Raw genomic sequence first — 23,883 nt, forward strand, 5'->3', positions numbered from 1 at the left:
GGATAGTGCAGTCTTGCTCGATACACATGCTAGAAAATATGTACAGCCCATCATGGACCGAACAGCTGATGTTTTGTTACGAGTTGGGCTCACTGCAAACCAGGTGACAACCATTTCATTCATTATTGGCGTTACTTCTGGTTTGTTCATTTATTTAGATCAGTTTGTTATAGCGGTGGTTGTTCTATGGCTTTCAGGTTTTCTTGATGCTGTAGATGGGACAATGGCCAGGAAAACAAAACCTTCTTCCTTTGGAACCATCTTGGATGTTAGTTTTGATCGAGTGGTCGAAGTTAGTGTTATCCTAGGTCTCGCTTTTCGTTTCCCAGATTCAATGTGGGCGCTATTGCTATTAAGTACATCTATTATTTTTGCAATGACCATTTTTTTGACTGTGGGGGCAGTATCTGAAAAGAAAGGAATTAAGTCCTTCTATTATCAAGCTGGAGCAGCAGAACGGACGGAAGGATTTATATTATTTACAGCGATGATACTCTTTCACGATGTCCTAACACTATTAACACTCGTATTTCTAGCAATTGAACTATTTACAGCTTTCCAAAGGTTAGCTGAAGCAAAGCGTATATTAGATTAGAGGAGATGAGAGAGAATGGTGGAGTATGATTTAATCGTTATTGGTGGAGGTTCAGGTGGACTAACTGCAGCATCTGGTGCAGCAAGCATGGGTGCAAAGGTTGCCTTAATTGATGATCAGCCTGGACTTGGAGGAGATTGTTTGCATTTTGGATGTGTGCCATCAAAGGCGTTTATTACTGCTGCCAAAGAAGTCCATGCAGTCTACAAAGGCGCAGCGGAATTCGGCCTAACTGTTAGTGGCGATGTTCTATTTGAGCGAGCCATTGAACGCGTGAAGGAAGCGATTGATGAAATCCAAGAGATCGATAGCGATGAACGGTTTGAAAGCCTCGGAGTTGATATTTATAGAGGTAAAGGTGCATTTAAAGATGAGCATACGATTACAATTGACGGCGAAAACCCGATTAAAGGGAAGCGCATTGTGATTTCAACGGGCTCTAGACCTAATGTGCCACCTATAAATGGAGTTGAAAACGTATCATTTATTACGAATGAAACGATCTTTAATCTCGACTATCTTCCAAAAAGCGTTGTATTTATCGGTGGAGGACCAGTTGGTCTTGAGCTTGCACAATCTCTATCAAGATTTGGATCAGATGTGACAGTAATTGAAACATCCCAATCCGTTTTCAAGAAAGAAGATCATGAAATTATTCCGATTGTTACGAAAGCACTTGAGAAAGAGCTTACCTTCGTTTTCGAAGCGGATGTAACGGGCATTTCTGAGCAAAATGGCCATAAAGTAGTGACTTATAAAGTAAATGGTGAAGAGAAAACAATAGAATCAGAAGCTATTATGATGTCGACAGGAAGAAAACCGAATACAGACAAACTTAACCTAGAAGCAGCAGGTGTCAACGAAAACAAAGGGTATATTACCGTGAATGAATCCCTTCAAACAAATAAATCTCATATCTATGCAATCGGAGACGTAAACGGTGCGTTTCCATTCACTCACGGAGCTGGTATGGAGGGGAAGTTAATTGTCCAAAATGCAGTCTTTGGTTTAAAGAGAAAAGTTAACTATGGTAACGTGCCGTGGGTTACTTATACGGAACCTGAAGTTTTTCATCTTGGTTTAACAGAACAAGAAGCTAAGGAAAAGCATGGAGAAGAAATTCGTGTATTTAAGGTTGGTACAGATGACGTTGACCGTTTCATTGCTGAGAGGAAAAAAGATGGTCTTGTGAAAGTGATCACTGATAAGAAAGGTCATATTCTTGGCGCTCATGCAGTTGGAGAAGATTCTGGAAGCTGGATGCAAGAGATTGTCTTTGCAAAAGAACATGGTCATAAAATTGGTGATATTTCAACGGTAATTCACCCCTATCCAACCAAAGGTGCCATACTCAATCAAGCAGCAGATATGTATTGGAGAGAAAAGCTATTTGATGGTTGGTTACCTAAAGTGTCTGAAAAATACATTAAATGGGTTAGGTAATCGGAAAGAGGGATCTGAATGAAGAAGCTTCTGTTAATTGGAGCGGGACATGCACACCTTCATATTATGAAGAAATTTCAGGAAGAACAACTTGATATAGAAGTAACGATCGTTTCTCCTTCAGACTATCAATATTATTCAGGTATGTTCTCAGGCTATATGGAAGGCGTATATAGTGAAGAAGAGATGCGCGTACACCTTCCATCACTCGCTGATCGCGCAGGCGTTACATTTGTTAATGGTGCTGCATTGTCAATTGATGCGAAAGGAAAGGTAGTCCTAACCGAAAAAGGCGATGTCCTTTCCTATGATATTCTTTCAGTGGATATCGGTTCATATACAGCTGGGATTAATGTACCGGGCGCTAGAAATCACGCGCTTCGTATTAAACCAAATTATCGCATCGAAGAAGTGGCTAAGAAAATGTGGGAAGCCGAAAACCCTGTTATTGTGGGGGGTGGAGCGGCAGGTATCGAAATAGCGCTTTCTCTAACGGCTAGAAGGAGAAAAGAAGGGAAGAAAGCTGTCACATTAATTTCACACTCTAAGCTACTACAAGCATCTCCTATGAAAGCACAATCAAAAATTGAACAAATTGCGAGAAATAAAGAAATGCACCTTTATTTGGAAGAAGCAGTATCGAATGTAACGACAAATCATGTTGTAACTTCAAGTGGTAATAATATTTCCTATGATCAATTACTATGGCTAACTGGACCAAAAGCACCTGATTTGTTTAGGGCTTCTAAATTACCTATTGATCAAGCGGGGTATTTACTCGTTGAAGATACCTTGCAAGTGAAAGAGTACCCTGCGATTTTTGCAGCCGGAGATTGTGCAACCCTTCGCGATTACCCTGATCTTCCAAAAGCAGGAGTTGTTGCGGTGAAACAATCAGAAGTGCTTTGGGAGAACTTGAAAGCTTTTTTACAACAAAAAGACGGGGTTCGGTTTCAACCTAAAAAAGCCTATTTATCTATTCTTTCAACGGGTGAAGAAGAAGGCTTGCTGTTATATGGAAAACTCATACTCCATCATCATTTGTCATGGAAATTAAAAAATAAAATTGACCGCCGCTTTATGGAGAAGTATAAAACAACTGATGCTTAATCTTTTATATGTAAGGCTCTTTTCTAAAAGATTATTGCTTTTGAAACAATTATTGAATAAAAACCACACTTCGCTAATTGGAGCGGAAGGATGCTCACCGCCCGCCCCGCGGAAAGCGAGTATCCTGGAGCGGAAATTCACCTACTATAGCAACAATGTCTACGAAAAGAGCCATATGTAAAGAAATGAGCTGCTTCCAGGTGTACATGGAACAGCTCTTTTTTTCGCATGGCTATGTTAGCTTATATTGTTGAATTCTCGATTTTTGGCTCATTGGAGTGAAACCTTATTTTCACTCGAATGAGCCAATAATCAACACTGTTCATTAACATAGCCTTTCGCATTAAAAAGTGCAATATTTGTACTCTGGATTTTTTATTTATTCACATATAATGATTACTCATGAATTGGATCTCCAAATGTGCAAAAATCTTGTAAAGAAGTTTATAATGAAACTAAAGAAACAATGATTCATTTATAGTAAATACAAGGTGAATGTTTAACACTTGAATATGGTAGAAGATAAATGAGAACATGGATTGATTGATATAACTAGGCCATTGAATTGATAGACGTGTTTAAAGAAGAGATTTGAGAGGGGAATTAATTTGAAAGTAACATTTACTGATAAAGCGATTGAGAAATTGGAACACGAGCCAGATGGTTTTCTGAAATTACATTATGACATAGAAGATTGCGGTTGTGTTGTAAATGGAGTAGTTCAATTGATTCGCGAAGATGAACAAGGTAGTTACAACATGGAACTGGAATCGAATTTCAGATCAGTGCGAATTCAAAAGCAGTATGCTGTCTTTTTTGATAATGAATTGAAAATTGACTACCTTCCTAAGCATCAATGCTTTATGCTTAAAAGTGATAATGAAATATTAAATCCAAGAATGAGATATATTAGTAAGGGATAAACATGGGAGGCCAATAATTCGTGACGTTTGCAATGTATTTTTTAATATTTTTCGTTGTTTTTATGATCGTCAAAGGGATTCTAAATTTATTCAAAGGTCAAAAGATGGATCGTATTACATTAATAGGCGGAATTATTCTAGCACTAGTTTACAGTACAATTTTAACGATTGTTAAAGGATGAAAAAAGCACACATTATTGTGTGCTTTTTATTTAGTTAACCATAATATTATTATGTTTTATTTGGCAGGGATTCTTTCTCTTTCAAATAGAGCGATCGAAAAGGAGTTGTAATGCTCCTTGAAAGGTGAGGCTCTATAAGATCAACTGCTTTCATCACTTCTGCGAGGTTGATCCCAGTGGAAATGCCCATTCGTTCCAGCATGTAAACTACACTTTCAGTTGCAACGTTACCGGTAGCCCCTTTGGCAAATGGACATCCACCTAACCCACCAGCTGATGTATCAAAACGCGAAATACCTACTTGGAGGCAAGCGTAGATGTTAGCCAGTGCCATACCTCGAGTATCGTGAAAATGAGCGGTTAACAAAGTAGAACTAAACTCTTTTGTAAGTCGAGTAAAGAGGGCGCTCGCTTCTTCAGGAGTGGCCATCCCAATAGTATCTGCTACGCTTAATTCATCTGCTCCTGCCTCTACAAACTTCTTACATACTCGAATCGTATCTTCTATATCCATTTTACCTTCGTAGGGACAATAGAAAGCTGTTGAAATACAAGCGCGTATGAAGTAGCCTTCGTTTTTTAATTCTTGAACAAGTGGAAGAAGTTCACTAAGAAGTTCGTCTGTTTTTCTATTGCTATTCTTTTGATTAAATGAGTTACTTACACCAGCAAATACGGCAATGGCTGATACATCTGTTAATCGTACTCTCTCAACACCCTTACGATTTGGTGCCAGTACGAAATTTCTAGTGTCATCTAGACATGAGTCTGTTATTTCAGTCGCATCTTTCATTTGTGGGACCCATTTAGGTGAAACGAAGGAAGTAAGCTCCATTTCATTAAAGCCAGCACCTTTTAATAATTGAATAAACTGTATTTTAGCTTCAGTTGGTACTTGGTTAGCCTCGTTTTGGAGACCATCTCTTGGCCCAACTTCAATAATAGATACGTTTTCTGGAAGCAAGACTATCATCACCTTTCGTTTGTAAGCGCTATCTTGTTAATTAAAACAAACCATTAATAAGGTTGCAAGTCAATCGTTTGAATAATGGAAATTCTTTAGAATTGAAGGATTTCACTGAATTAAGTAAGAATATTGTAGAAGAGAGTCATAGTTACATAAGGAGGAGATCGAAATGAGTCGAGAAGTCGCGATTGTAAGCGCTGTCAGAACGGCGGTAGGTTCTTTCAATGGTTCACTTAAATCAATATCAGCACCTGAGCTTGGAGCAATGGTTATTAAAGAAGCTGTGAATAGGGCTGGGCTAACGTTAGATCAGGTAGAAGAAGTGATTATGGGAAATGTCCTTCAGGCAGGACTCGGTCAGAATCCGGCCCGTCAAGCAGCAATAAAAGCTGGTATACCAGTTTCAACACCTGCTATGACGATAAATAAAGTTTGTGGCTCAGGGCTTAAAACTGTTCATTTGGGTGCACAATCAATCATGCTAGGCGATCAAGATATTGTAGTAGCAGGCGGTATGGAGAATATGAGTCAAGCACCTTATCTTCTTCAAGGAGCTCGAGAAGGTCTTCGCATGGGTGATCAGAAGATGATTGATAGTATGGTACACGATGGATTATGGTGTGCATTTAATGATTATCATATGGGGGTGACGGCTGAGAACCTATGTGATCACTATAACCTTACTCGAGAAGAGATGGACGAGTTTGCTGCTTTGAGTCAGCAAAAAGCACAGGCGGCTATAGAAGAAGGGCGTTTTAAAGATGAAATATTACCTGTTTCCATCCCTCAGAGAAAAGGCGATCCTATCATTTTTGATACAGACGAATATGTAAAGCCAGGTACGACAGCAGAGAAACTTGCAAAATTGCGACCTGCGTTTAAGAAGGATGGCGGTGTAACTGCAGGAAATGCTTCAGGTATTAATGATGGAGGAGCTGCAGTTGTTCTCATGAGTCGTGATAAAGCTGATGAATTAGGAATCGAACCTCTAGCTATTATTCGAGCAAATGCTAGCGGAGGAGTAGATCCAAGTGTGATGGGACTCGGTCCGGTACCCGCAACAAAGAAAGCGCTTGAGCGTGCTGGGCTTTCAATGAATGATATGAATCTAGTTGAAGCAAATGAAGCATTTGCTGCTCAGTCACTTGCGGTAGGAAGAGATCTGGATGTAAATAAAGATCTTCTCAACGTAAGTGGTGGTGCTATCGCACTAGGTCACCCAATTGGAGCGAGTGGTACTCGAATTCTAGTAACTTTATTGCATGAGATGAAACGACGGAATAATCGCTATGGACTTGCGACACTATGCATTGGTGGCGGACAGGGAGTAGCAACAATCGTTGAAAGACCATAAATGATTTAAGAGGAGGCATATCATAATGAAACCAATACTAAATTCATTTGATGAGGCAGTTCAAGATATTCAAGATGGGGCAACGATTTTAGTAGGTGGATTTGGACTCGTTGGCATACCTGAGAATTTAATTATCGCGATTAGAGACAAGGGAGTTAAGGATTTAACGGTTATTTCAAACAACTGTGGAGTAGATGAATGGGGACTTGGCTTGCTGTTGAAAAATAAGCAAATTAAGAAAATGGTCGGCTCATATGTCGGAGAAAACAAAGAGTTTGAACGTCAGGTTCTATCAGGAGAGCTTGAGGTAGAACTAATTCCACAGGGGACATTAGCAGAACGAATTCGAGCGGGTGGTGCTGGAATACCTGCTTTCTACACTCCAGCTGGTGTTGGAACGCCTATTGCAGAAGACAAAGAAGTTAGAAACTTCAATGGTAAAGACTACTTATTAGAGCCTGCAATCAAAGCAGACTTCTCTTTAGTGCGTGCACTAAAAGGTGATGTGATGGGGAACCTGGTTTATAACAAGACCGCAAGAAATTTCAATCCTATGATTGCTGCTGCGGGTAACGTTACGATCGCCGAAGTGGAGGAACTTGTAGAAGTAGGAGAGCTAGATCCAGATCATATTCATACTCCAAGCATTTATGTTCAAAAAGTGATTGTAGGAGAGCAGCAAAAGAAAATAGAGCGGCTAACAACGCGATAGGAGGATTATGATGGTTAAAGTGGATAAAGCGGTAGTACGTGAAAAGATTGCAAGACGTGCAGAAAAGGAAATACTTGATGGTTTCTATGTGAATTTAGGAATAGGGATGCCAACAATGGTCGCCAATTATATCCCAGAAGGTAAAAAAGTAGTCTTACAATCGGAAAACGGTCTACTAGGTATTGGACCATACCCTTCTGAAGGTGAAGTAGATCCCGATTTAATAAACGCTGGAAAAGAAACGGTTACTGCTATGCAAGGAGCTTCTTATTTTGATAGCGCTGAATCTTTTTCAATGATCAGAGGTGGTCATATAGATGTAGCGATCCTTGGCGGAATGGAAGTATCCAAGGATGGAGACCTTGCTAACTGGATGATACCAGGTAAGATGATTAAAGGAATGGGTGGGGCTATGGATCTCGTCCACGGCGCAAAACGAATTGTAGTTATCATGGATCATGTTAATAAGAATGGTGAACCCAAAATATTATCGGCCTGTACACTTCCATTAACCGGTAAAGGTGTTGTTGATCGTATTATTACAGATCGAGCTGTATTTGATGTAACAGAAAAAGGTCTTGTACTAATAGAAGTTGCAACTGGTTTTAGCATCGATGATATTAAAGACTCTACAGAGCCAGACATTGTTATTGGTGATGTTAAACTTAATGCTTTCTAAATTTCATTTAAGGTATATTTTTTTTAAAAGGCTTTTTCTAAAAATTTGTTGCTTTTGAAAGAAGTTAATATAAATTAAAGCCACACTTAGCTCATTTCCGCTTCAGGTGCTCACCGCCCGCCCTGCGGAAAGCGAGCATCTGAAGCGGAAATTAACCCACTCTTATAGCAACAATGTATACGAAAAGAGCGCAGTTCCTGATGACTGCGCTCTTTGTTGTTAGTTAGCGGTGCTTATCATATTTATTTGCGCTTGAAATCTCACGGAATTTTCTTACCTCATCAAGTGATAATTCAGGCGCATTCTGTGTTGTTAAATTAGCAAGAAGCTGCTCACTCTTACTTGCTCCAGGAATGACAGTTGCTACGGCAGGATGTGCAAGCGCATAGCGAAGGGCTGTTTGCGTGATGTTCCGATGCTCACCTTTTAACTCTGAAAGTTGCTTAACGACATCCAGTACATCATATTTTGAATAACCTAGGAAACCATCTTCTTTAACTTTTTCGTCATAACGATCGGTTAGCATACCTTTTGCAAGTGGTCCACGTGCGATAACGCTGATCTCATTTTCATTTAGTAAATCAAGTATTTCTTCCTCAGGTCTTCGATCGAGGATACTATATTGCATCATCACAGTAGCAATGGATGATCGTTCGATAAATTCTCGTATCACATTAGGACGAATACTAGAAATACCATACTCTCGAATAAGACCTTCTTGTTTTAATTCATCGAATGCTTCTATTGTTTCATCCATAGGATCTTCTATAGTGCCACCGTGCAATTGATACAAATCAATATAATCTGTTTGTAAGCGAAGTAGACTCTTTTTCAAGGCTTCTTTAATGTGTTTTTTGGATGGGTCCCAATACCATCCGTCTTTTCCTTCCTCCCAGTGGTTTCCACCTTTCGAAGCTAAGATGACGGAATCTCTTCTATCTTTGAGGGCTTGACCTACAATCTCTTCATTTGAACCGAAATCATATAAATCCGCTGTGTCAATGAAATTAACACCGTTATCCAGTGCTTCATGGATCAATGAAATTCCTTTATCACGATCTGTTCCAAGTGACATTGTTCCTAATCCGATTTCGCTCACATAAAGTTCTGATTTTCCAAGTTGGTTTTTCTTCATTGTTATCAATACCTCCCATTATATACCTAAATTAAGTGTACCGTGATAGGAGGTTTGATGCCAATATTTTGAGTTTGTTCATCGCGAGATCTGTCTTGTCAGCTGTGTGTTCTCTTGCTATAGTAATAGCATTAGGAGGCGGTATAATGGGTAATGAGGCGCTTTTAATCATTGATATGAGTAATGATTTTATTCACGATAACGGTGGACTGACAGTAGGGGAGAAAGGACAAGCAGTTGTTTCAAATATTGTTTCACTTGCTAACGCTTTTCTCAATGAGGGTAAAGAAGTGGTGATTTGTATGGATGCACACGAAAAAGAAGATTCTCATTTTAACTTATGGCCAGTACATAATGTAAAAGGGACGTGGGGACAGGAATTATACGGCGAACTCAATCACTGGTACGAATCTAATAAAACGCATCCACTTGTTTCTTATGTACCAAAACCAGAATATGATGCATTTTATCAAACGAACTTAGAAGAACTATTAACATCAAGAAGTGTTAAAACTGTTCACCTCACAGGTGTTTGTACGGACATTTGCGACTTTTTAACTGCCTATGGTGCTTATGCAAGAGGATTTAAAACGGTTGCACATAGGTCTTGTATGGCAACGTTTTCTGCTCATCATGATATTTTTCTAGAACAAATGGAAACAATCTTTAAAACTGAAATCAGATAACTAAGAAAAGCTGCCTTACGTAGGCAGCTTTTCTTAGTTACTGGATCATTATTGTATTAAGCGTAAGTGTGATTTTGTTCGAATGGAAGGAGCTTGAATCCATTCTTCGATGGTTTCGTAATGATTCATATAATGTTTAAGCATTAATTGAATTTGCTTTGGTTTTCCTACCATCGTTACACCGTTTGGTTGAATGTAAACTTTCATATCAAAACCTCCTAATAGATCGATACATAATGGAATGCCTTGCTTTCCCTATTATCTGTCTCTTGTGATAGACTTTATGTATCGTACCGAATTTTTAGAACGAGGAGATGAGTAGTAATGGACCATCTATATGAAAAGACCCTACATTCAGAAACAATTTATGAAGGTCGAATTATTAATGTAAGAGTAGAAGACGTCGAGTTACCAAACGGGAAAAGTAGTAAACGCGAATTAATTGATCATCCCGGGGCAGTTGCTGTAATTGCGATTACCCCTGATAACAAGATATTAGCTGTAAGGCAGTATCGAAAAGCACTGAAGAAAGCCATTGTTGAAATACCCGCTGGTAAACTTGAACCTGGAGAAAAGCCTGAAGTAACAGCTGTCCGAGAGCTTGAGGAAGAAACAGGGTACACTTGTGAATCGTTAGATAAACTTATTTCTTTCTACACTTCACCGGGATTTGCGAATGAGCTTGTCCATTTATACGTAGCAAAGGGCTTGGAGAAAAATGGTGAGCAAGCTGCTGATGAAGATGAGTTTTTAGATGTACTCCATTTATCATTAGAAGAAATGGAAAAAATGCTTGAAACTGAAGAAATTCATGATGCAAAAACAGCTTATGCATTAATGTATTTGAAAATGAAGTAAAGGTGAGATCAATGCAACATATTTTTGCTGATTTTCATATTCACATTGGAAGGACAGCTTCGGGAAAGCCAGTTAAAATAACTGGATCCAACTCCCTTACTCTTTCAAATATATTAACAGAGTCCTCAGAACGAAAAGGATTAGATATGATTGGAATCATTGATTGTCACGTTCCTGAAGTAATTCAAGAACTCGATAATAGAATCTTAGTTGGCGAGGGGCATGAGCTACATAATGGTGGAATAAGATTTGGTTCACTCACACTTATTCTAGGGACTGAATTTGAAATCTATGATCAAAATTGCAATGGTCCAATTCATGTATTAGTGTATTTGCCAAAATTAGCGCAAATGAAACATTTTTCAGAGTGGTTAAGTGCAAGAATGAAGAATATTAACTTAAGTTCGCAACGGATCTATGAAGATGCCATTGTTATTCAGAAGAAAGCTAAGGAACTTGGTGGTCTATTCATTCCAGCTCATATCTTTACGCCGTTCAAAAGCCTTTATGGCAAAGGAGTAATGCAATCAATTTCTGAAGTGTTTGATCCTACACGAATTGATGCTGTCGAACTTGGTTTATCTTCAAATACAATGATGGCTGATCAAATTGAGGAGCTGCATGAATATCCTTTTCTAACGAATTCAGATGCACATTCTACACCAAAGATTGCAAGAGAATATCAGCATATGCTTCTTGCAGCGCCAACATTCACTGATTGGAAGAATGCACTCAAGGGAATTGACGGGTGTGAAATTATAGCAAATTATGGATTGAATCCGGAATTAGGGAAGTATTATGAAACCATTTGTTCTGATTGCAACAGCACTGCAGAAGGAAATCAATGTATGGAATGCGGAAGCAAGCATGTAGTGAAAGGCGTGTCGAATCGGATAAATGAATTAAGTTCTAGCTCTAGCTCACCCACTCGTCCTCCCTATATTCATCATGTACCGCTTGAATTCATTCCAGGAATAGGTCCAAAAACCTTGGAGCGACTTCTCGACTATTTTGGAACAGAAATGAACATTCTTCACCGTGCAAGTAAGGAGGAACTTACAAGCATTGTTGGGGATAAACTTGCACACTTAATCGAGCTTTCAAGAAATGGAGAACTCATCTTTAAACAGGGTGGGGGCGGTACATACGGCAAAGTAATTGGCTAGAGGTGACAATCTAGCAATACTGTCATACCTTTATAACCCGATTCATAGACTTAACCAAAGGTAGTGCAAAGGGGGATGTCTTATGAATCGGAGTAGGCAGTTGAAGCAGAGTATTTCTGCCCATCTATCAGATCATTTATCTTTATACACATTCATAGCCGTCTTGTTTCTTATGGGAATTGTTTTCGGCGCCATTATTGTAAATAGTTTAAGTCTTACTCAAAAAGAAGATCTTGCTATTTATTTAAGTAGATTCTTTGGACAAGTCTCTGACGGGCAATTTGCTACAGCCTCTGAAATGTTTCAGCAAAGTTTTACTCACTATGTGAAGTACATTGGTTTGATGTGGATTCTAGGTCTAACGATTATTGGATTACCAATCGTACTAATTATGTTATTTCTTAAAGGAATCGTTGTAGGTTTTACTGTAGGATTTCTTGTTAATCAGATGAGTTGGAAAGGTTTTTTTCTTGCATTTGTTTCAGTCTTTCCTCAAAACATCCTTGCTGTACCAGCTATGATAGTCGTGGGAACCGCGTCCTTAACCTTTTCTCTTAGGCTAATGAGGCAACTTTTTATGAAAAGAAGAACGGAATTAATTCTACCTCCTTTCTTAAGGTTCTCAGCACTAGTGGTTTGTACGCTCGGAGTTCTTTGTATTGCAGCTTGGTTTGAAGCTTATTTATCACCAGGATTAATTAAAGCAGTTGTTGACTTTGATTAAATTATAATTATTATCAATTAATGTTGATTACAAAAATCGAATGATAATGATTTTAATTTGACACCTATTTTCCTACTGCTTATAATGAAAATGGCATCGATCGAGGGAGGGGAATGGGATATGGAAAGCAGAATCGATCGAATTAAGAAACACCTTCATTCTCAAAGCTATAAGCTTACTCCTCAAAGAGAAGCAACTGTAAGAGTTCTTCTTGAGAATGAAGAAGATCATTTAAGTGCAGAGGATGTATATCTTCTCGTTAAAGAAAAATCTCCTGAAATTGGTCTTGCAACTGTTTATAGAACGTTAGAGCTTCTTGCAGAATTGAAAATTGTTGATAAAATCAACTTTGGAGACGGTGTTTCAAGATTTGATTTAAGGCAAGAAGGTGCTGCCCATTTTCATCACCATTTGGTTTGTATTGAATGTGGAGCAGTGGATGAGATTCAAGAGGATTTACTTGGCGATGTAGAAAAAGTCGTTGAGAATGACTGGAACTTCAAAATTAAGGATCATAGGTTAACATTTCACGGTATCTGTTATCGTTGTCAAAAGCAAGAAGATCCAGAACAACAAGAACAAGCAGCTACTAACCATTCATAATTCATTACAATCCTATATAGACCCTAATTATACCTAACGATGTATAAAAATCTCCATCGCTGGCATATCTTTTACTAGAGATGGAGGTGCGTTAGATTGAGAAAGGGTCTATTACTTGTTTTAGATACAATGAAAGTTTTCTTGCTATTTACTGGATGTACATTATTATTTTACTTCGGAATTCTTTGGGTAAATCAAGAATACCAGAATTATCACAGGTATGATGTTCCTCAGGGAAAAGCAGTGAAAGTTGTTCAGATGGAAACCACTACCCAGCATACATTCCTTGAAAGGCTCGGTTTGTTTTACCAGACAGGTGAATAAGGAGCGTTTACAATGGAAGATCAAGTACAGGATTTTTTACACTATTTAATTGTTGAGCGTAGCTTGTCAAAAAATACTCTCGATGCATATAGGAGAGATTTAGCTCAATATGTTGTTCATCTCAAAGAGAAAGAAGCGCTTGTGTCCCTTGGTGAAGTCCGTCGAGTTCATATTGTGAACTATTTATATGAACTTAAAGATAGTGGGAAAGCTTCGACAACTATTGCCCGAAACATTGCTTCCATTCGTTCTTTTCATCAATTCTTGTTAAGGGAAAAAGCAGTGGATCAGGATCCGTCAGTACATATTGAAACACCAAAGACTGAGCGAAAACTACCTAAGATTCTTTCAACTACGGAAGTTGAAGAGCTGTTGGAAGCACCTGATTACTCGACCCCGTTTGGAAAAAGGGATCGTGCGATGTTAGAAGTGTTATATGCAACAGGTTTGCGCGTTTCGGAACTTGTAGATTTGCAGATGGAAGATGTTCATCTTACAATGGGTTTCATTCGTACTATCGGTAAGGGGAATAAAGAGAGAATTGTCCCTCTTGGTAAAATGGCTAGAGATGCTTTGACAACTTACCTCGACGAGGGAAGACCTCAGTTGATGAAGCAGAAGAAAACGGATATGTTATTCCTAAATCATCGTGGTGAGAGACTATCTAGGCAAGGTTTCTGGAAAATGCTTAAAAAGCTTGCGATTAAAGCGAATATTGTAAAGCCGCTTACTCCACATACGTTAAGACATTCTTTTGCGACACATTTATTAGAAAACGGTGCCGACTTAAGAGCAGTTCAAGAACTTCTTGGACATGCTGATATTTCAACAACACAGATTTATACTCATGTAACAAAAACAAGGTTAAAGGATATTTATTCAACCTATCATCCAAGAGCCTGAGGACAGGCTTTTATCCAGAAAGTTCGTCTGGTCTATGACCAGATTTTTCTTTTTTCTAGTTTCGCAAACGCATTCATGAACGTGTTTTTTGTTTTGCGAAAGGGAATAGTAATTGAAGTAGATTCACAAGAGGAGGATTAAGATGACAAAACGTTTTAAAAGGGTATTTCTTGTCGTAATGGATTCAGTAGGGATCGGTGAAGCTCCGGATGCTGAGAAGTTTAATGATAAAGGTGCTGATACGCTCGGACACATTGCAGATCATATGAACGGTCTTAAGATGCCTAATATGGAGAAACTTGGACTAGGTAACATTCGTGAGTTAAATGGCGTACCGAAAGCCAACAAGCCAATGGCACATTACACTAAAATGATGGAAGCATCTAATGGGAAAGATACAATGACTGGACACTGGGAGATCATGGGGCTTCATATTGAACAACCCTTCCGTACATTTCCAGATGGCTTTCCTGACAAATTAATTTCCGAACTTGAAAGAAGAACAGGACGAAAGGTTATCGGAAACAAACCAGCATCAGGAACTGAAATTCTTGTTGAGCTCGGTGAAGAGCAAGTGAAAACTGGTGCAATTATCGTTTATACTTCTGCAGACTCTGTTCTTCAAATTGCTGCGCATGAAGACGTTGTTCCATTGGACGAATTGTACCACATTTGTGAGATTGCAAGAGAAATGACAAAAGCTGAAGAATACATGGTTGGCCGAGTTATTGCGAGACCATTTTTAGGAGAAGCTGGCGATTATAAGCGTACTTCCAATCGACACGATTATGCTCTCAAGCCTTTCGGTCATACTGTTATGAATGAATTAAAGGACAATGACAAAGATGTTATTGCCATTGGAAAAATTTCAGACATATATGATGAAGAGGGAGTAACAAAATCTCTACGTACAAAATCGAATATGGATGGAATGGATAAATTACTTGAGACTCAACAAATGCAATTTAATGGGCTTAGCTTCTTAAATCTTGTTGATTTTGATGCACTCTATGGACATAGACGTGACCCACAAGGCTACGGAGAAGCGTTAGAAGAGTATGACGTAAGACTTGCTGAAGTGCTTGAACGAATGAAAGAAGATGATCTACTGTTAATTACGGCCGATCATGGTAACGATCCAGTTCATCACGGAACAGATCATACAAGAGAGTATGTCCCATTGCTTGCATATCATAAAGGTATTGAAGAAGGGAAAGACATTGGTATCCGCAAAACGTTTGCAGATATCGGTGCGACTGTAGCTGAGAATTTTGAAGTGAGCTTGCCAGAACATGGTACAAGCTTTCTTAACAAGTTGTAGGAATTAAGAGGAGGAACAAATGATGACTGTAGTTAAACAAGAGATTCAAGACGCTTCGTCTTATATTTCAGAGCAAGTGGGAGAACTTCACCCTGAGATTGGACTTATTCTAGGTTCAGGCCTTGGTGTACTAGCTGAGGAAATTGAAAACCCTGTGCACATTCCATATAGCGATATTCCTAATTTCCCTGTATCAACAGTTGAAGGACATGCTGGACAGTTTGTATTTGGTACCTTAAATGGTAAAACAGTTGCAGCTATGCAAGGAAGATTTCATTTCTATGAGGGCTATCCAATGGATAAAGTAACGTTCCCCGTGCGTGTAATGAAAGAGCTTGGAATTGATAAAGTGATCGTCACAAATGCTGCAGGTGGTATAAATGAGTCATTTCAGCCAGGTGATTTAATGGTTATTTCCGATCATATCAATAACTTTGGAACAAATCCTTTAATCGGCCCTAATAGTAAAGAATTTGGTCCTCGTTTTCCTGATATGTCAACAGCCTATTCTGCTAAATTCCAAGAGCTAGCGCATGAAACTGCGAAAGACCTCGGATTGAAGCTCCAGTCAGGTGTATACGTTGGGAATACAGGTCCCACTTATGAAACGCCTGCTGAGGTTCGCATGCTAAGAACGCTTGGAGGAGATGCGGTCGGTATGTCTACAGTACCGGAAGTGATTATCGCAAGACATGCAGGTATGGAAGTCCTTGGAATCTCTTGCATATCTAATATGGCTGCTGGCATTCTTGATCAACCACTCCATCATGATGAGGTGATTGAGACGACTGAATTAGTTAAATCAAATTTTTTATTACTTGTTAAAACGATTGTAAGTAAAATGGTTTAGAATTGAAGGGAGAGCTATTCCAGTGAGAATGGTAGATGTAATTCAAAAAAAGCGTAACGGCAAGGAACTAACGAAAGAGGAAATAAACTTCTTTATTGAAGGATATACAATAGGTGAAATCCCTGATTATCAGGCTTCTGCCCTAATGATGGCTATCTATTTTAATGGAATGAAGTCGAATGAGACAGCTACGCTAACGCAAGCAATGGTGGAATCAGGTGAAACTATTGACCTTTCTGCTATTGAAGGTCATAAAGTGGACAAGCACTCAACAGGTGGAGTTGGCGACAAAACGACATTTATTGTTGGACCATTGGTTGCATCTGTTGGTGTTCCGGTTGCAAAAATGTCTGGTCGTGGACTTGGACATACAGGGGGTACCCTAGATAAACTTGAATCAATCAAAGGTTTCCATATCGAAATGACGAAAGAAGAGTTTGTGAATAATGTAAACACGCACAAGCTTTCAGTTGCAGGTCAAACAGGAAATCTTGCCCCTGCTGATAAAAAGCTCTACGCTCTTCGAGATGTAACTGCTACAGTTGACTCCATTCCTCTAATCGCTGGCTCCATCATGAGTAAAAAGCTTGCTTCTGGTGCGGATGGGATCGTTCTAGATGTTAAGACAGGTTCTGGTGCATTTATGAAGAAACTAGAGGATTCTGAATCACTTGCAAGAGAAATGGTGAACATCGGAAATAACCTTGGTCGTAATACGGTTGCTGTAATTAGTGACATGAATCAACCGCTTGGTTTTGAAGTTGGGAATGCAAACGAAGTGCGTGAAGCTTGTCAGGTTCTTCAAGGTGAGAACATTGAAGATCTTCGTCTTCTTTCTCTTGAACTAGCTTCACATATGACTGTGCTTGCAGGTGCATTTGAAGATTTCGATTCAGCTTACAAAACCCTTGAGCAAAACCTTCAGAATGGTAAAGCTTTCGAATCATTTAGAACGCTTGTTAAAGCACAGGGTGGCGATGTGAGTGTCATTGATGACTTAACGAAACTTCCTCAGTCGAAGTATCACATTGAAGTAACTGCAGAGCAGGATGGATATGTTTCTGAAATTGATGCTGAATCCATTGGGGTAGCAGCTATGTACCTTGGTGCAGGTCGAGCAACGAAAGACGATCAAATTAATCATGGCGTTGGGATAACGCTTAAGAAAAAAGTTGGCGATCAAGTAACTAAAGGTGAAGTACTTGTTGTGCTTCATAGTGATGATGAAGAACCAACGAATTCAATTGAAAAAATTAACGAAGCTTATTCGCTTTCAAAAGAAGTGCGCGAGAAACATCAATTAATTTATAAAGTGATTAACTAAGTTAATCAAGGAAGCCTCCTAAATGGAGGCTTTTTTTATTTGCTCTGCTTTTATTGACAGCTTATTGCCACTTAGTATTGGATTTGCAACCAATTACTGAGATGGAGTTCGTATATTTTTCCAGTAGGATGGAAAACCTTGTAATACTAAGAATGGAGGGATCACCTATGAAAGTTGTTGCAACATTGCTCGCCATCTTGCTGGGAGGAAGTTTGCTGGTTCCAACTTTTGCAAATGCAGAAGAATCTAAGACGAAAATCGCAGAGAATTCTTCATCTGCTATTCTGATTGAGCGAGATACAGGTGCAGTATTATTTGAAAAAGATAGTGATAAAAAGCTTCCTCCTGCAAGTATGACGAAAATCATGACGATGATACTAATAATGGAAGCGATTGAGAGCGGCAAAATAAATCTCGACCAAAAAATTAGAACAAGTGAATATGCTGCTTCAATGGGTGGGTCCCAGATTTTCCTTGAGGCCGGTGAAGAAATGACAGCTAACGATATGCTGAAAGGTATTGCAATAGCATCCGGTAACGACGCATCTGTTGCAATGGCAGAAGCAATATCTGGTTCAGAAGAAGAGTTCGTTAACGAAATGAATGAAAAGGCAAGTGAAATGGGGCTTAAACATACTCATTTTGTAAACCCAACAGGTTTACCGGCTAAGAACCATTATTCTACTGCTAATGATATGGCGTTAATGGCGAAAGAATTATTGAAATATGAGTTGATAACGAAGTACACAGGGCTTTATGAAGATTACTTACGACAGGATTCAGATAAGAAGTTCTGGCTTGTTAATACGAATAAATTAGTGAAATTCTATCCAGGTGTTGATGGATTAAAGACAGGCTTTACAAGAGAAGCAAAGTATTGTTTAACAGCAACAGCAAAAAGAGATGATATGCGCGTTGTAGCGGTTGTGATGGGTGCTCCAACACCAAAAGTTCGTAATGCAGAAATTTCAAAGCTTTTTGATTATGCTTTTTCACAATACAAAACGCAAAAGCTTTTTGATCGTCATCACACAGTTAAAAAAGTTGAAGTAAATAAAGGTGATCAATCGTTAATGGATGTTATTACTTCTGAACGAGTGTCTGTTCTTTTAAAGAAAGGGCAAGAAAATGGTGACATTACGACATCTATTAAAATGAATGATTCCATAGAGACACCTATAAAGAAAGGCGATGAAGTTGGGGTGTTGTCCGTGAAAATAGATGGAAACGTAACTGCGACTTCCCCTGTTCTTTCTTCTGAAAATATCAATCCAGCTTCATGGTGGCAGTTAATGAAACGAACCGCTTCACAGTTCGCCAAAACCCCTTCTCAAAATGTCAGGTGATTAAAACTTTAATCGAACGGCCACTAGTTTTGTCACGAAGAAGGATTTGACCCTGTAAAGAGAGAAAAAACTCACAAGCAAACATGAGGAGGAATGTTACGTGAGTCTTTCGATCAACCTGGAAGTGAGACATCCCGTTCTTTTAATTCGACTTGATGGGGAGCTGGATCATCATACAGCTGAAGAACTAAGAGGCAGGGTAGACTTAATTATTGAAGAACGCAAAATTGAACATATTGTGCTTAGTCTTGAGGGATTAACGTTTATGGATAGTTCAGGTCTAGGCGTCATTCTTGGACGGTACAATAAGGTGAAAAGTTTTGGCGGTGAGATGGTAGTCTGTTCTATTTCGGGACCAGTAAAAAGATTATTTGAAATGTCAGGGTTATTTAAAATCGTGAGGCTTGAGGCAGATGAGCAGCATGCTCTCGCAACTCTGGGGGTGGCATAATGAGAAATCGAATGGACATTGAATTCTCTGCTCTCAGTCAAAACGAGTCATTTGCGCGCGTTACTGTTGCGGCTTTTATTGCACAGCTTGATCCGACTGTTGATGAACTAACAGAAATCAAAACAGTGGTATCCGAAGCGGTTACAAATGCGATAATTCACGGTTATGAAGATAATTCAGAGGAAAAGGTTTTTATTTCAGTAGAGTTAAACGATGATACAGTCAATCTAACAATCCGTGATACAGGGATTGGAATTCAAGATCTAGATGAGGCAAGACAGCCACTCTTTACTACAAAGCCGGAGCTTGAACGCTCTGGCATGGGGTTTACAATTATGGAAAATTTCATGGATGAGGTAAAAGTGGAATCAGCAAGTGGTCAGGGTACGACAATTCACTTAATGAAGTACTTATCAAAAAATAAAGCGCTATGTAATTAAGGGGACCTGCATATGGACGTGGAGGTTAGAAAAGGAAAACAATCGCAACTAAAGCCTGATGAAGTGAAGGAATTGATTAAACAAAGCCAGAACGGTGACCAGGACGCAAGAGATCACATTGTACAAAAGAACATGAGGCTTGTCTGGTCCGTTGTTCAACGATTTCTAAATCGAGGGTATGAAGCGGATGATTTATTTCAAATTGGTTGTATAGGTCTGTTAAAATCCGTTGATAAATTCGATCTCAGTTACGATGTTAAATTCTCCACCTATGCAGTTCCTATGATTATTGGGGAAATTCAGCGCTTTATTCGAGATGATGGAACCGTTAAGGTAAGCCGCTCACTTAAGGAAACTGGCAACAAAGTGCGAAAAGCTAAAGATGAGTTATCGAAATCGCTTGGAAGAACACCTACTATTAATGAAATAGCTGAGAGAATAGAGGTAACGCCTGAAGAAGTAGTGATGGCGCAAGAAGCTGTACGAGCACCTTCCTCAATCCATGAAACCGTTTATGAGAATGATGGTGATCCAATTACTTTATTGGATCAAATTGCTGATAATACGGATACAGCGTGGTTTGATAAGCTTGCTCTAAAAGAAGCGCTGCAATACCTTGATACTAGAGAAAGACTAATTGTGTATTTAAGATATTATAAGGATCAAACACAATCGGAAGTAGCAGAACGTCTCGGAATATCACAGGTGCAGGTTTCAAGACTAGAGAAGAAAATATTAAAGCAAATTAAAGAACAGATGAGCAAATAGCTCGTCTGTTTTTTTGTTTGTAGAGATATCCACCATTCCAAGGGAATTAATGGAACATTAGTGCCTTTAGAATGAGAGTTAATTGGCAGAAACATACTATAAGCAATATGCCCCTCGAATAAGGAGGCAGAGGATAATGCAAAAAGAAGTAATCTATCTTAGGCTTAGACAGAAAAACAAAGTGTCCCCTTATGCAAAACTGGTCATTGGGAATATTGCTCAACTTATTGGTGATGAAGCGTTCTGCTCCAAAGTAGAGAAAATGCCAATTTATCAAATCACCAAAGAAGATAAAAACCTTATTGTTATTGATGTTATGAAAGTAATAGCCGTAATTCAACAAGGTATTCCAGAACTTGAGATTCAGGTGGTTGGTCCAACGCAAACCATTATAGAGGTGCAGTTCCCTAAGAAAAAATTAGCACCGATCTATTTTGTGCTTATCTGGTGCCTATTATTTATTGGTGCAGCACTAGCCATCATGAACTTCCATGAAGACGTAAGCATGAGGGAAGTTCACCAGCAGATCTACAAAATTGTGACAGGAATTGATAACCCTAAACCTCTTCTCCTGCAAGTCCCTTATTCTCTTGGGTTAGGAATTGGGATGATCCTATTTTTTAATCACTTATTCAAAAAGCGGTTTAATGAGGAACCAAGTCCATTAGAGGTAGAAATGTTTAATTACCAGCAGGACCTCGACCAGTATGTCATTGTTCATGAAAATGAAGAAAACGGACAAAAGAAACCATGAATGCACAATTTATTTTTGTAATGTTAGTAGGATTTGCAGAAGGAATTGCTGTTGGAGCGGGTTTTGTAGCATTTCTATCTGTTCTCGGTATTATTCCAAGACTAACGCAGCTATCCAAAACAGTGCACCTTATTCGCTATTATGAATGGGGAATCATCATTGGTGCAGTTGTCTCAAGTTGGCTTTCACTTCGGAACCCGGTACTTAGCTTACCGAAAATTACTGTCATTCCAATTGGGCTTGGAGCAGGTGTTTTTATTGGAATGCTTGCAGCTGCATTAACAGAGGTACTCAATGTATTACCGATTCTAACAAAGCGTATTGGATTTATTGACAAAATTCTAATCTTACTTATGGCCATTGTACTTGGGAAAGTGTTCGGTTCCCTATTTCATTGGACAATCTTTGTAGATGGAGGAGCAAAATAATGTCTAAATCACTTAATGATCAGGGGCAGTATAAGGACAACATCAAACCTTATCAACCGAAACCGCCTTACGTATTTAATTGTCTAAAGGCTTTTGTTGTTGGGGGACTCATTTGCATGTTGGGGCAAGGGATTCAGAATTTCTATATGAATGTATTTGACTTTTCAAAAGAAACAGCAGGAAACCCTACAGTCGCTACGTTAATTCTATTTGCAGCGCTTTTGACCGCTTTTGGATGGTATGACAAACTTGGTCAGTTTGCTGGTGCTGGATCGGCCGTTCCTGTTACTGGTTTTGCTAATTCCATAACTAGCGCTGCATTAGAACATAAAAGCGAAGGGATTGTGCTTGGAATTGCATCAAATATGTTCAAGCTAGCTGGTTCTGTAATCGTATTTGGAGTTGTTGCCGCTTATATTGTAGGAATGGTTAGAATGATTTTTAAAGCCTTGTTTTAAGGAGAGATCATAGATGAAGCTAGGTAATCAATCGTGGAAATTCTCAAACGTATATTTACAGTCTGTGGGGACTGCTGTGGGTCCTAAAGAAGCAGAAGGTCCTTTCGGAGATCAATTTGATGTTACGTATCAAAACCTTCACTGCGATGAGGATAATTGGGAGCTTGCTGAACGTAAATTGCTTGAAGATGCTGTTAACAACTGCTTGAAAAAGAAGGGAATGACACAGGATCAAGTAGATGTTTTTGTAGCAGGTGACTTATTAAATCAAATCGTAAGCGCGACTTATAATGCAAGAACAAATCAAATTCCATTTTTAGGGGTTTTCGGTGCTTGTTCCTCTTCAATGGAATCTCTAGCGGTCGCTTCCTCACTAGTTGAAGGGAAATTTGTTAATTATGCAATAGCAGGTGTAAGTAGTCATAATGCAACAGCTGAGCGCCAGTTCCGTTATCCGACTGAATACGGTGGACAGAAGCCCGGAACGGCCACTGCAACAGTAACTGGAGCTGGAGCAGCATTAATTGGTCGAGAGGTTTCGGATATTAGAATATCTGCAGCTACAATCGGTAAGGTTGTTGATTGGGGAATAAAAGATCCATTCGATATGGGTTCTGCCATGGCACCTGCAGCCGCAGATACTCTCGCAGCGCATTTTTCTGATTTAGCTGTGAAACCAACTGATTATGACCTGATCGTAACAGGGGATCTTTCATCTGTGGGTTCGCCTATACTGAGAGAATTGCTGCTAGAGAAAGGGTTTGATATAACAAATAATCATAATGATTGTGGGTTAATGATCTATCGACCGGATCAAAAGGAAGTGTTTGCTGGTGGAAGCGGCTGTGCTTGTTCTGCCGTTGTAACGTATGGGCATTTAATTGATTTATTAAGAAAGGGCATGTATAACAAAATACTTGTTACTGCAACGGGATGTCTCCACAGCCCGGTTATGATTCAACAAAAAGAGAGCATGCCTGCTATAGCGCATGCAGTTGTGTTTGAGCGAGTTGGAGGTGTTAGCTAATGGAATATTTTATAGCCTTTGCCGTTGGTGGAGCCATTTGTGTTGTTGGACAACTTCTTCTAGATATTTTTAAATTAACACCTGCACACGTTATGTCTACATTTGTTGTAATCGGTGCTGTACTTGATGGATTTGGAATTTATGATCGATTAATTGAGTTTGCTGGAGCAGGAGCAACCGTGCCAATCACAAGCTTTGGACATTCATTGCTACATGGAGCAATGCAACAAGGAGAGGAACATGGATTTATAGGCATTGCAATGGGGATTTTTAAACTAACTTCAGCAGGTATATCCTCAGCAATTGTTTTTGGATTTATCGTAGCAATATTATTTAAACCAAAGGGGTGAGA

General features: G+C 39.1%; 30 protein-coding genes. 27 read left to right on the top strand and 3 right to left on the bottom strand.

The features are described from left to right. Positions 1-13 precede the first annotated feature (13 nt). From AB986_RS01700 to AB986_RS22180, 5 genes are all read left to right on the top strand, one after another. Entirely contained in the window at positions 14-595 is a 582-nt protein-coding gene (locus tag AB986_RS01700) for a CDP-alcohol phosphatidyltransferase family protein (protein ID WP_048309147.1), read from the top strand. Between the two features lie 15 nt (positions 596-610). Then, the gene (locus AB986_RS01705) at positions 611-2,038 is read left to right on the top strand and encodes a dihydrolipoyl dehydrogenase family protein (RefSeq protein WP_048309148.1); all 1,428 of its coding nucleotides are present in this window, start codon (positions 611-613) and stop codon (positions 2,036-2,038) included. Between the two features lie 18 nt (positions 2,039-2,056). Beyond that, positions 2,057-3,148 carry an FAD-dependent oxidoreductase gene (locus AB986_RS01710; protein WP_048309149.1) on the top strand — a complete coding sequence of 364 codons (1,092 nt, stop codon included), beginning with the start codon at positions 2,057-2,059 and terminating at the stop codon, positions 3,146-3,148. Positions 3,149-3,756: 608 nt separating this feature from the next. Next, positions 3,757-4,071: an iron-sulfur cluster biosynthesis family protein gene (locus AB986_RS01715; RefSeq protein WP_048309150.1), complete on the top strand. Its 315-nt coding sequence runs from the start codon at positions 3,757-3,759 to the stop codon at positions 4,069-4,071. A gap of 20 nt (positions 4,072-4,091) precedes the next feature. Continuing rightward, positions 4,092-4,253 carry a hypothetical protein gene (locus AB986_RS22180; protein WP_161797313.1) on the top strand — a complete coding sequence of 54 codons (162 nt, stop codon included), beginning with the start codon at positions 4,092-4,094 and terminating at the stop codon, positions 4,251-4,253. A 49-nt stretch (positions 4,254-4,302) separates the two neighbouring features. Here the strand turns inward: AB986_RS22180 and AB986_RS01720 are convergent, their stop codons facing one another. Continuing rightward, the gene (locus tag AB986_RS01720; RefSeq protein WP_048309151.1) at positions 4,303-5,226 is read right to left on the bottom strand and encodes a hydroxymethylglutaryl-CoA lyase; all 924 of its coding nucleotides are present in this window, start codon (positions 5,224-5,226) and stop codon (positions 4,303-4,305) included. A 163-nt stretch (positions 5,227-5,389) separates the two neighbouring features. On the opposite strand from AB986_RS01720, the gene AB986_RS01725 reads away from it, so the two are divergent. From AB986_RS01725 to AB986_RS01735, 3 genes are read left to right on the top strand one after another with little or no spacing between them, the layout of a single operon-like run. Further along, the gene (locus tag AB986_RS01725; protein ID WP_048309152.1) at positions 5,390-6,574 is read left to right on the top strand and encodes an acetyl-CoA C-acetyltransferase; all 1,185 of its coding nucleotides are present in this window, start codon (positions 5,390-5,392) and stop codon (positions 6,572-6,574) included. 25 nt (positions 6,575-6,599) lie between these two features. Then, positions 6,600-7,286, top strand: a complete 687-nt coding sequence (locus AB986_RS01730) for a CoA transferase subunit A (RefSeq protein ID WP_048309153.1) — start codon at positions 6,600-6,602, stop codon at positions 7,284-7,286. Positions 7,287-7,293: 7 nt separating this feature from the next. Then, positions 7,294-7,965, top strand: a complete 672-nt coding sequence (locus tag AB986_RS01735; RefSeq protein ID WP_152670903.1) for a CoA transferase subunit B — start codon at positions 7,294-7,296, stop codon at positions 7,963-7,965. Positions 7,966-8,188: 223 nt separating this feature from the next. On the opposite strand, the gene AB986_RS01740 is transcribed toward AB986_RS01735, so the two are convergent. Continuing rightward, positions 8,189-9,100 carry an aldo/keto reductase gene (locus AB986_RS01740; protein WP_048309155.1) on the bottom strand — a complete coding sequence of 304 codons (912 nt, stop codon included), beginning with the start codon at positions 9,098-9,100 and terminating at the stop codon, positions 8,189-8,191. A gap of 146 nt (positions 9,101-9,246) precedes the next feature. Here AB986_RS01740 and AB986_RS01745 point away from each other — a divergent pair, with 146 nt between their 5' ends. Then, on the top strand, positions 9,247-9,786 hold the full coding sequence (locus AB986_RS01745) for a cysteine hydrolase family protein (protein WP_048309156.1): 540 nt from the start codon (positions 9,247-9,249) through the stop codon (positions 9,784-9,786). A gap of 48 nt (positions 9,787-9,834) precedes the next feature. On the opposite strand, the gene mciZ is transcribed toward AB986_RS01745, so the two are convergent. Continuing rightward, positions 9,835-9,993 carry a Z-ring formation inhibitor MciZ gene (gene mciZ / locus AB986_RS21325; RefSeq protein ID WP_084006365.1) on the bottom strand — a complete coding sequence of 53 codons (159 nt, stop codon included), beginning with the start codon at positions 9,991-9,993 and terminating at the stop codon, positions 9,835-9,837. Between the two features lie 117 nt (positions 9,994-10,110). Here mciZ and AB986_RS01750 point away from each other — a divergent pair, with 117 nt between their 5' ends. The 18 genes from AB986_RS01750 to spoVAE all read left to right on the top strand — a co-directional run bounded on the left by AB986_RS01750 (position 10,111) and on the right by spoVAE (position 23,881). Then, positions 10,111-10,644: an NUDIX hydrolase gene (locus tag AB986_RS01750; protein ID WP_048309157.1), complete on the top strand. Its 534-nt coding sequence runs from the start codon at positions 10,111-10,113 to the stop codon at positions 10,642-10,644. 11 nt (positions 10,645-10,655) lie between these two features. Then, positions 10,656-11,810 (top strand): endonuclease Q family protein, encoded by a 1,155-nt coding sequence (locus AB986_RS01755; RefSeq protein ID WP_048309158.1) that lies wholly within the window; start codon positions 10,656-10,658, stop codon positions 11,808-11,810. Between the two features lie 82 nt (positions 11,811-11,892). Continuing rightward, entirely contained in the window at positions 11,893-12,534 is a 642-nt protein-coding gene (spoIIM, locus tag AB986_RS01760; RefSeq protein ID WP_048309159.1) for a stage II sporulation protein M, read from the top strand. A gap of 120 nt (positions 12,535-12,654) precedes the next feature. Beyond that, positions 12,655-13,137, top strand: coding sequence for a ferric iron uptake transcriptional regulator (gene fur, locus AB986_RS01765; protein WP_048309160.1), 483 nt, complete (start codon positions 12,655-12,657; stop codon positions 13,135-13,137). Positions 13,138-13,233: 96 nt separating this feature from the next. Continuing rightward, the gene (locus AB986_RS01770) at positions 13,234-13,461 is read left to right on the top strand and encodes a YqzK family protein (RefSeq protein ID WP_048309161.1); all 228 of its coding nucleotides are present in this window, start codon (positions 13,234-13,236) and stop codon (positions 13,459-13,461) included. Between the two features lie 12 nt (positions 13,462-13,473). Then, positions 13,474-14,364, top strand: a complete 891-nt coding sequence (gene xerD, locus AB986_RS01775; protein WP_048309162.1) for a site-specific tyrosine recombinase XerD — start codon at positions 13,474-13,476, stop codon at positions 14,362-14,364. A 142-nt stretch (positions 14,365-14,506) separates the two neighbouring features. Further along, entirely contained in the window at positions 14,507-15,685 is a 1,179-nt protein-coding gene (gene deoB / locus AB986_RS01780; protein WP_048309163.1) for a phosphopentomutase, read from the top strand. A 19-nt stretch (positions 15,686-15,704) separates the two neighbouring features. Then, entirely contained in the window at positions 15,705-16,535 is an 831-nt protein-coding gene (locus AB986_RS01785; RefSeq protein WP_369810596.1) for a purine-nucleoside phosphorylase, read from the top strand. Positions 16,536-16,557: 22 nt separating this feature from the next. Further along, positions 16,558-17,859, top strand: a complete 1,302-nt coding sequence (locus AB986_RS01790; RefSeq protein WP_048309165.1) for a pyrimidine-nucleoside phosphorylase — start codon at positions 16,558-16,560, stop codon at positions 17,857-17,859. 167 nt (positions 17,860-18,026) lie between these two features. Then, on the top strand, positions 18,027-19,205 hold the full coding sequence (locus tag AB986_RS01795) for a D-alanyl-D-alanine carboxypeptidase family protein (RefSeq protein ID WP_048309166.1): 1,179 nt from the start codon (positions 18,027-18,029) through the stop codon (positions 19,203-19,205). Between the two features lie 100 nt (positions 19,206-19,305). Next, a complete protein-coding gene (gene spoIIAA, locus AB986_RS01800) occupies positions 19,306-19,656 on the top strand; it encodes an anti-sigma F factor antagonist (protein WP_048309167.1) in 351 nt (116 codons plus the stop codon). Next, positions 19,656-20,096, top strand: coding sequence for an anti-sigma F factor (gene spoIIAB, locus AB986_RS01805; protein ID WP_048309168.1), 441 nt, complete (start codon positions 19,656-19,658; stop codon positions 20,094-20,096). The genes spoIIAA and spoIIAB overlap by 1 nt, the downstream gene beginning before the upstream one ends. Before the next feature lie 12 nt (positions 20,097-20,108). Continuing rightward, a complete protein-coding gene (gene sigF / locus AB986_RS01810) occupies positions 20,109-20,864 on the top strand; it encodes an RNA polymerase sporulation sigma factor SigF (RefSeq protein WP_048309169.1) in 756 nt (251 codons plus the stop codon). 136 nt (positions 20,865-21,000) lie between these two features. Next, a complete protein-coding gene (locus AB986_RS01815; RefSeq protein ID WP_048309170.1) occupies positions 21,001-21,618 on the top strand; it encodes a stage V sporulation protein AA in 618 nt (205 codons plus the stop codon). Then, positions 21,615-22,046, top strand: coding sequence for a stage V sporulation protein AB (locus AB986_RS01820; protein WP_048309171.1), 432 nt, complete (start codon positions 21,615-21,617; stop codon positions 22,044-22,046). The genes AB986_RS01815 and AB986_RS01820 overlap by 4 nt, the downstream gene beginning before the upstream one ends. Beyond that, entirely contained in the window at positions 22,046-22,504 is a 459-nt protein-coding gene (spoVAC, locus tag AB986_RS01825; RefSeq protein ID WP_048309172.1) for a stage V sporulation protein AC, read from the top strand. Before AB986_RS01820 ends, spoVAC begins: the two co-directional genes overlap by 1 nt. Positions 22,505-22,517: 13 nt before the next feature. Further along, positions 22,518-23,531: a stage V sporulation protein AD gene (gene spoVAD, locus AB986_RS01830; RefSeq protein WP_048309173.1), complete on the top strand. Its 1,014-nt coding sequence runs from the start codon at positions 22,518-22,520 to the stop codon at positions 23,529-23,531. Next, complete coding sequence (spoVAE, locus tag AB986_RS01835) at positions 23,531-23,881, top strand: stage V sporulation protein AE (RefSeq protein WP_048309174.1); 351 nt, start codon at positions 23,531-23,533, stop codon at positions 23,879-23,881. The genes spoVAD and spoVAE overlap by 1 nt, the downstream gene beginning before the upstream one ends. The last annotated feature ends 2 nt before the right edge of the window (positions 23,882-23,883 follow it).

The organism is Guptibacillus hwajinpoensis, from assembly GCF_001039475.1.
In the GTDB taxonomy this organism is placed as follows: Bacteria; Bacillota; Bacilli; order Bacillales; family Guptibacillaceae; genus Guptibacillus; species Guptibacillus hwajinpoensis.

Bases quoted from the DNA above. Each gene is read 5' to 3' on its own strand.
- deoB (WP_048309163.1), top strand. From the start codon at position 14,507: ATGACAAAACGTTTTAAAAGGGTATTTCTTGTCGTAATGGATTCAGTA.
- AB986_RS01725 (WP_048309152.1), top strand. From the start codon at position 5,390: ATGAGTCGAGAAGTCGCGATTGTAAGCGCTGTCAGAACGGCGGTAGGT.
- AB986_RS01720 (WP_048309151.1), bottom strand. From the start codon at position 5,226: ATGATAGTCTTGCTTCCAGAAAACGTATCTATTATTGAAGTTGGGCCA.
- mciZ (WP_084006365.1), bottom strand. From the start codon at position 9,993: ATGAAAGTTTACATTCAACCAAACGGTGTAACGATGGTAGGAAAACCA.
- AB986_RS01815 (WP_048309170.1), top strand. From the start codon at position 21,001: ATGCAAAAAGAAGTAATCTATCTTAGGCTTAGACAGAAAAACAAAGTG.
- AB986_RS01820 (WP_048309171.1), top strand. From the start codon at position 21,615: ATGAATGCACAATTTATTTTTGTAATGTTAGTAGGATTTGCAGAAGGA.
- AB986_RS01785 (WP_369810596.1), top strand. From the start codon at position 15,705: ATGATGACTGTAGTTAAACAAGAGATTCAAGACGCTTCGTCTTATATT.
- spoIIAB (WP_048309168.1), top strand. From the start codon at position 19,656: ATGAGAAATCGAATGGACATTGAATTCTCTGCTCTCAGTCAAAACGAG.
- AB986_RS01755 (WP_048309158.1), top strand. From the start codon at position 10,656: ATGCAACATATTTTTGCTGATTTTCATATTCACATTGGAAGGACAGCT.
- AB986_RS01750 (WP_048309157.1), top strand. From the start codon at position 10,111: ATGGACCATCTATATGAAAAGACCCTACATTCAGAAACAATTTATGAA.
- sigF (WP_048309169.1), top strand. From the start codon at position 20,109: ATGGACGTGGAGGTTAGAAAAGGAAAACAATCGCAACTAAAGCCTGAT.
- AB986_RS01705 (WP_048309148.1), top strand. From the start codon at position 611: ATGGTGGAGTATGATTTAATCGTTATTGGTGGAGGTTCAGGTGGACTA.
- spoVAD (WP_048309173.1), top strand. From the start codon at position 22,518: ATGAAGCTAGGTAATCAATCGTGGAAATTCTCAAACGTATATTTACAG.
- spoIIM (WP_048309159.1), top strand. From the start codon at position 11,893: ATGAATCGGAGTAGGCAGTTGAAGCAGAGTATTTCTGCCCATCTATCA.
- spoVAC (WP_048309172.1), top strand. From the start codon at position 22,046: ATGTCTAAATCACTTAATGATCAGGGGCAGTATAAGGACAACATCAAA.
- spoVAE (WP_048309174.1), top strand. From the start codon at position 23,531: ATGGAATATTTTATAGCCTTTGCCGTTGGTGGAGCCATTTGTGTTGTT.
- AB986_RS01730 (WP_048309153.1), top strand. From the start codon at position 6,600: ATGAAACCAATACTAAATTCATTTGATGAGGCAGTTCAAGATATTCAA.
- AB986_RS01745 (WP_048309156.1), top strand. From the start codon at position 9,247: ATGGGTAATGAGGCGCTTTTAATCATTGATATGAGTAATGATTTTATT.
- AB986_RS01795 (WP_048309166.1), top strand. From the start codon at position 18,027: ATGAAAGTTGTTGCAACATTGCTCGCCATCTTGCTGGGAGGAAGTTTG.
- AB986_RS01735 (WP_152670903.1), top strand. From the start codon at position 7,294: ATGATGGTTAAAGTGGATAAAGCGGTAGTACGTGAAAAGATTGCAAGA.
- AB986_RS01740 (WP_048309155.1), bottom strand. From the start codon at position 9,100: ATGAAGAAAAACCAACTTGGAAAATCAGAACTTTATGTGAGCGAAATC.
- xerD (WP_048309162.1), top strand. From the start codon at position 13,474: ATGGAAGATCAAGTACAGGATTTTTTACACTATTTAATTGTTGAGCGT.
- AB986_RS01710 (WP_048309149.1), top strand. From the start codon at position 2,057: ATGAAGAAGCTTCTGTTAATTGGAGCGGGACATGCACACCTTCATATT.
- fur (WP_048309160.1), top strand. From the start codon at position 12,655: ATGGAAAGCAGAATCGATCGAATTAAGAAACACCTTCATTCTCAAAGC.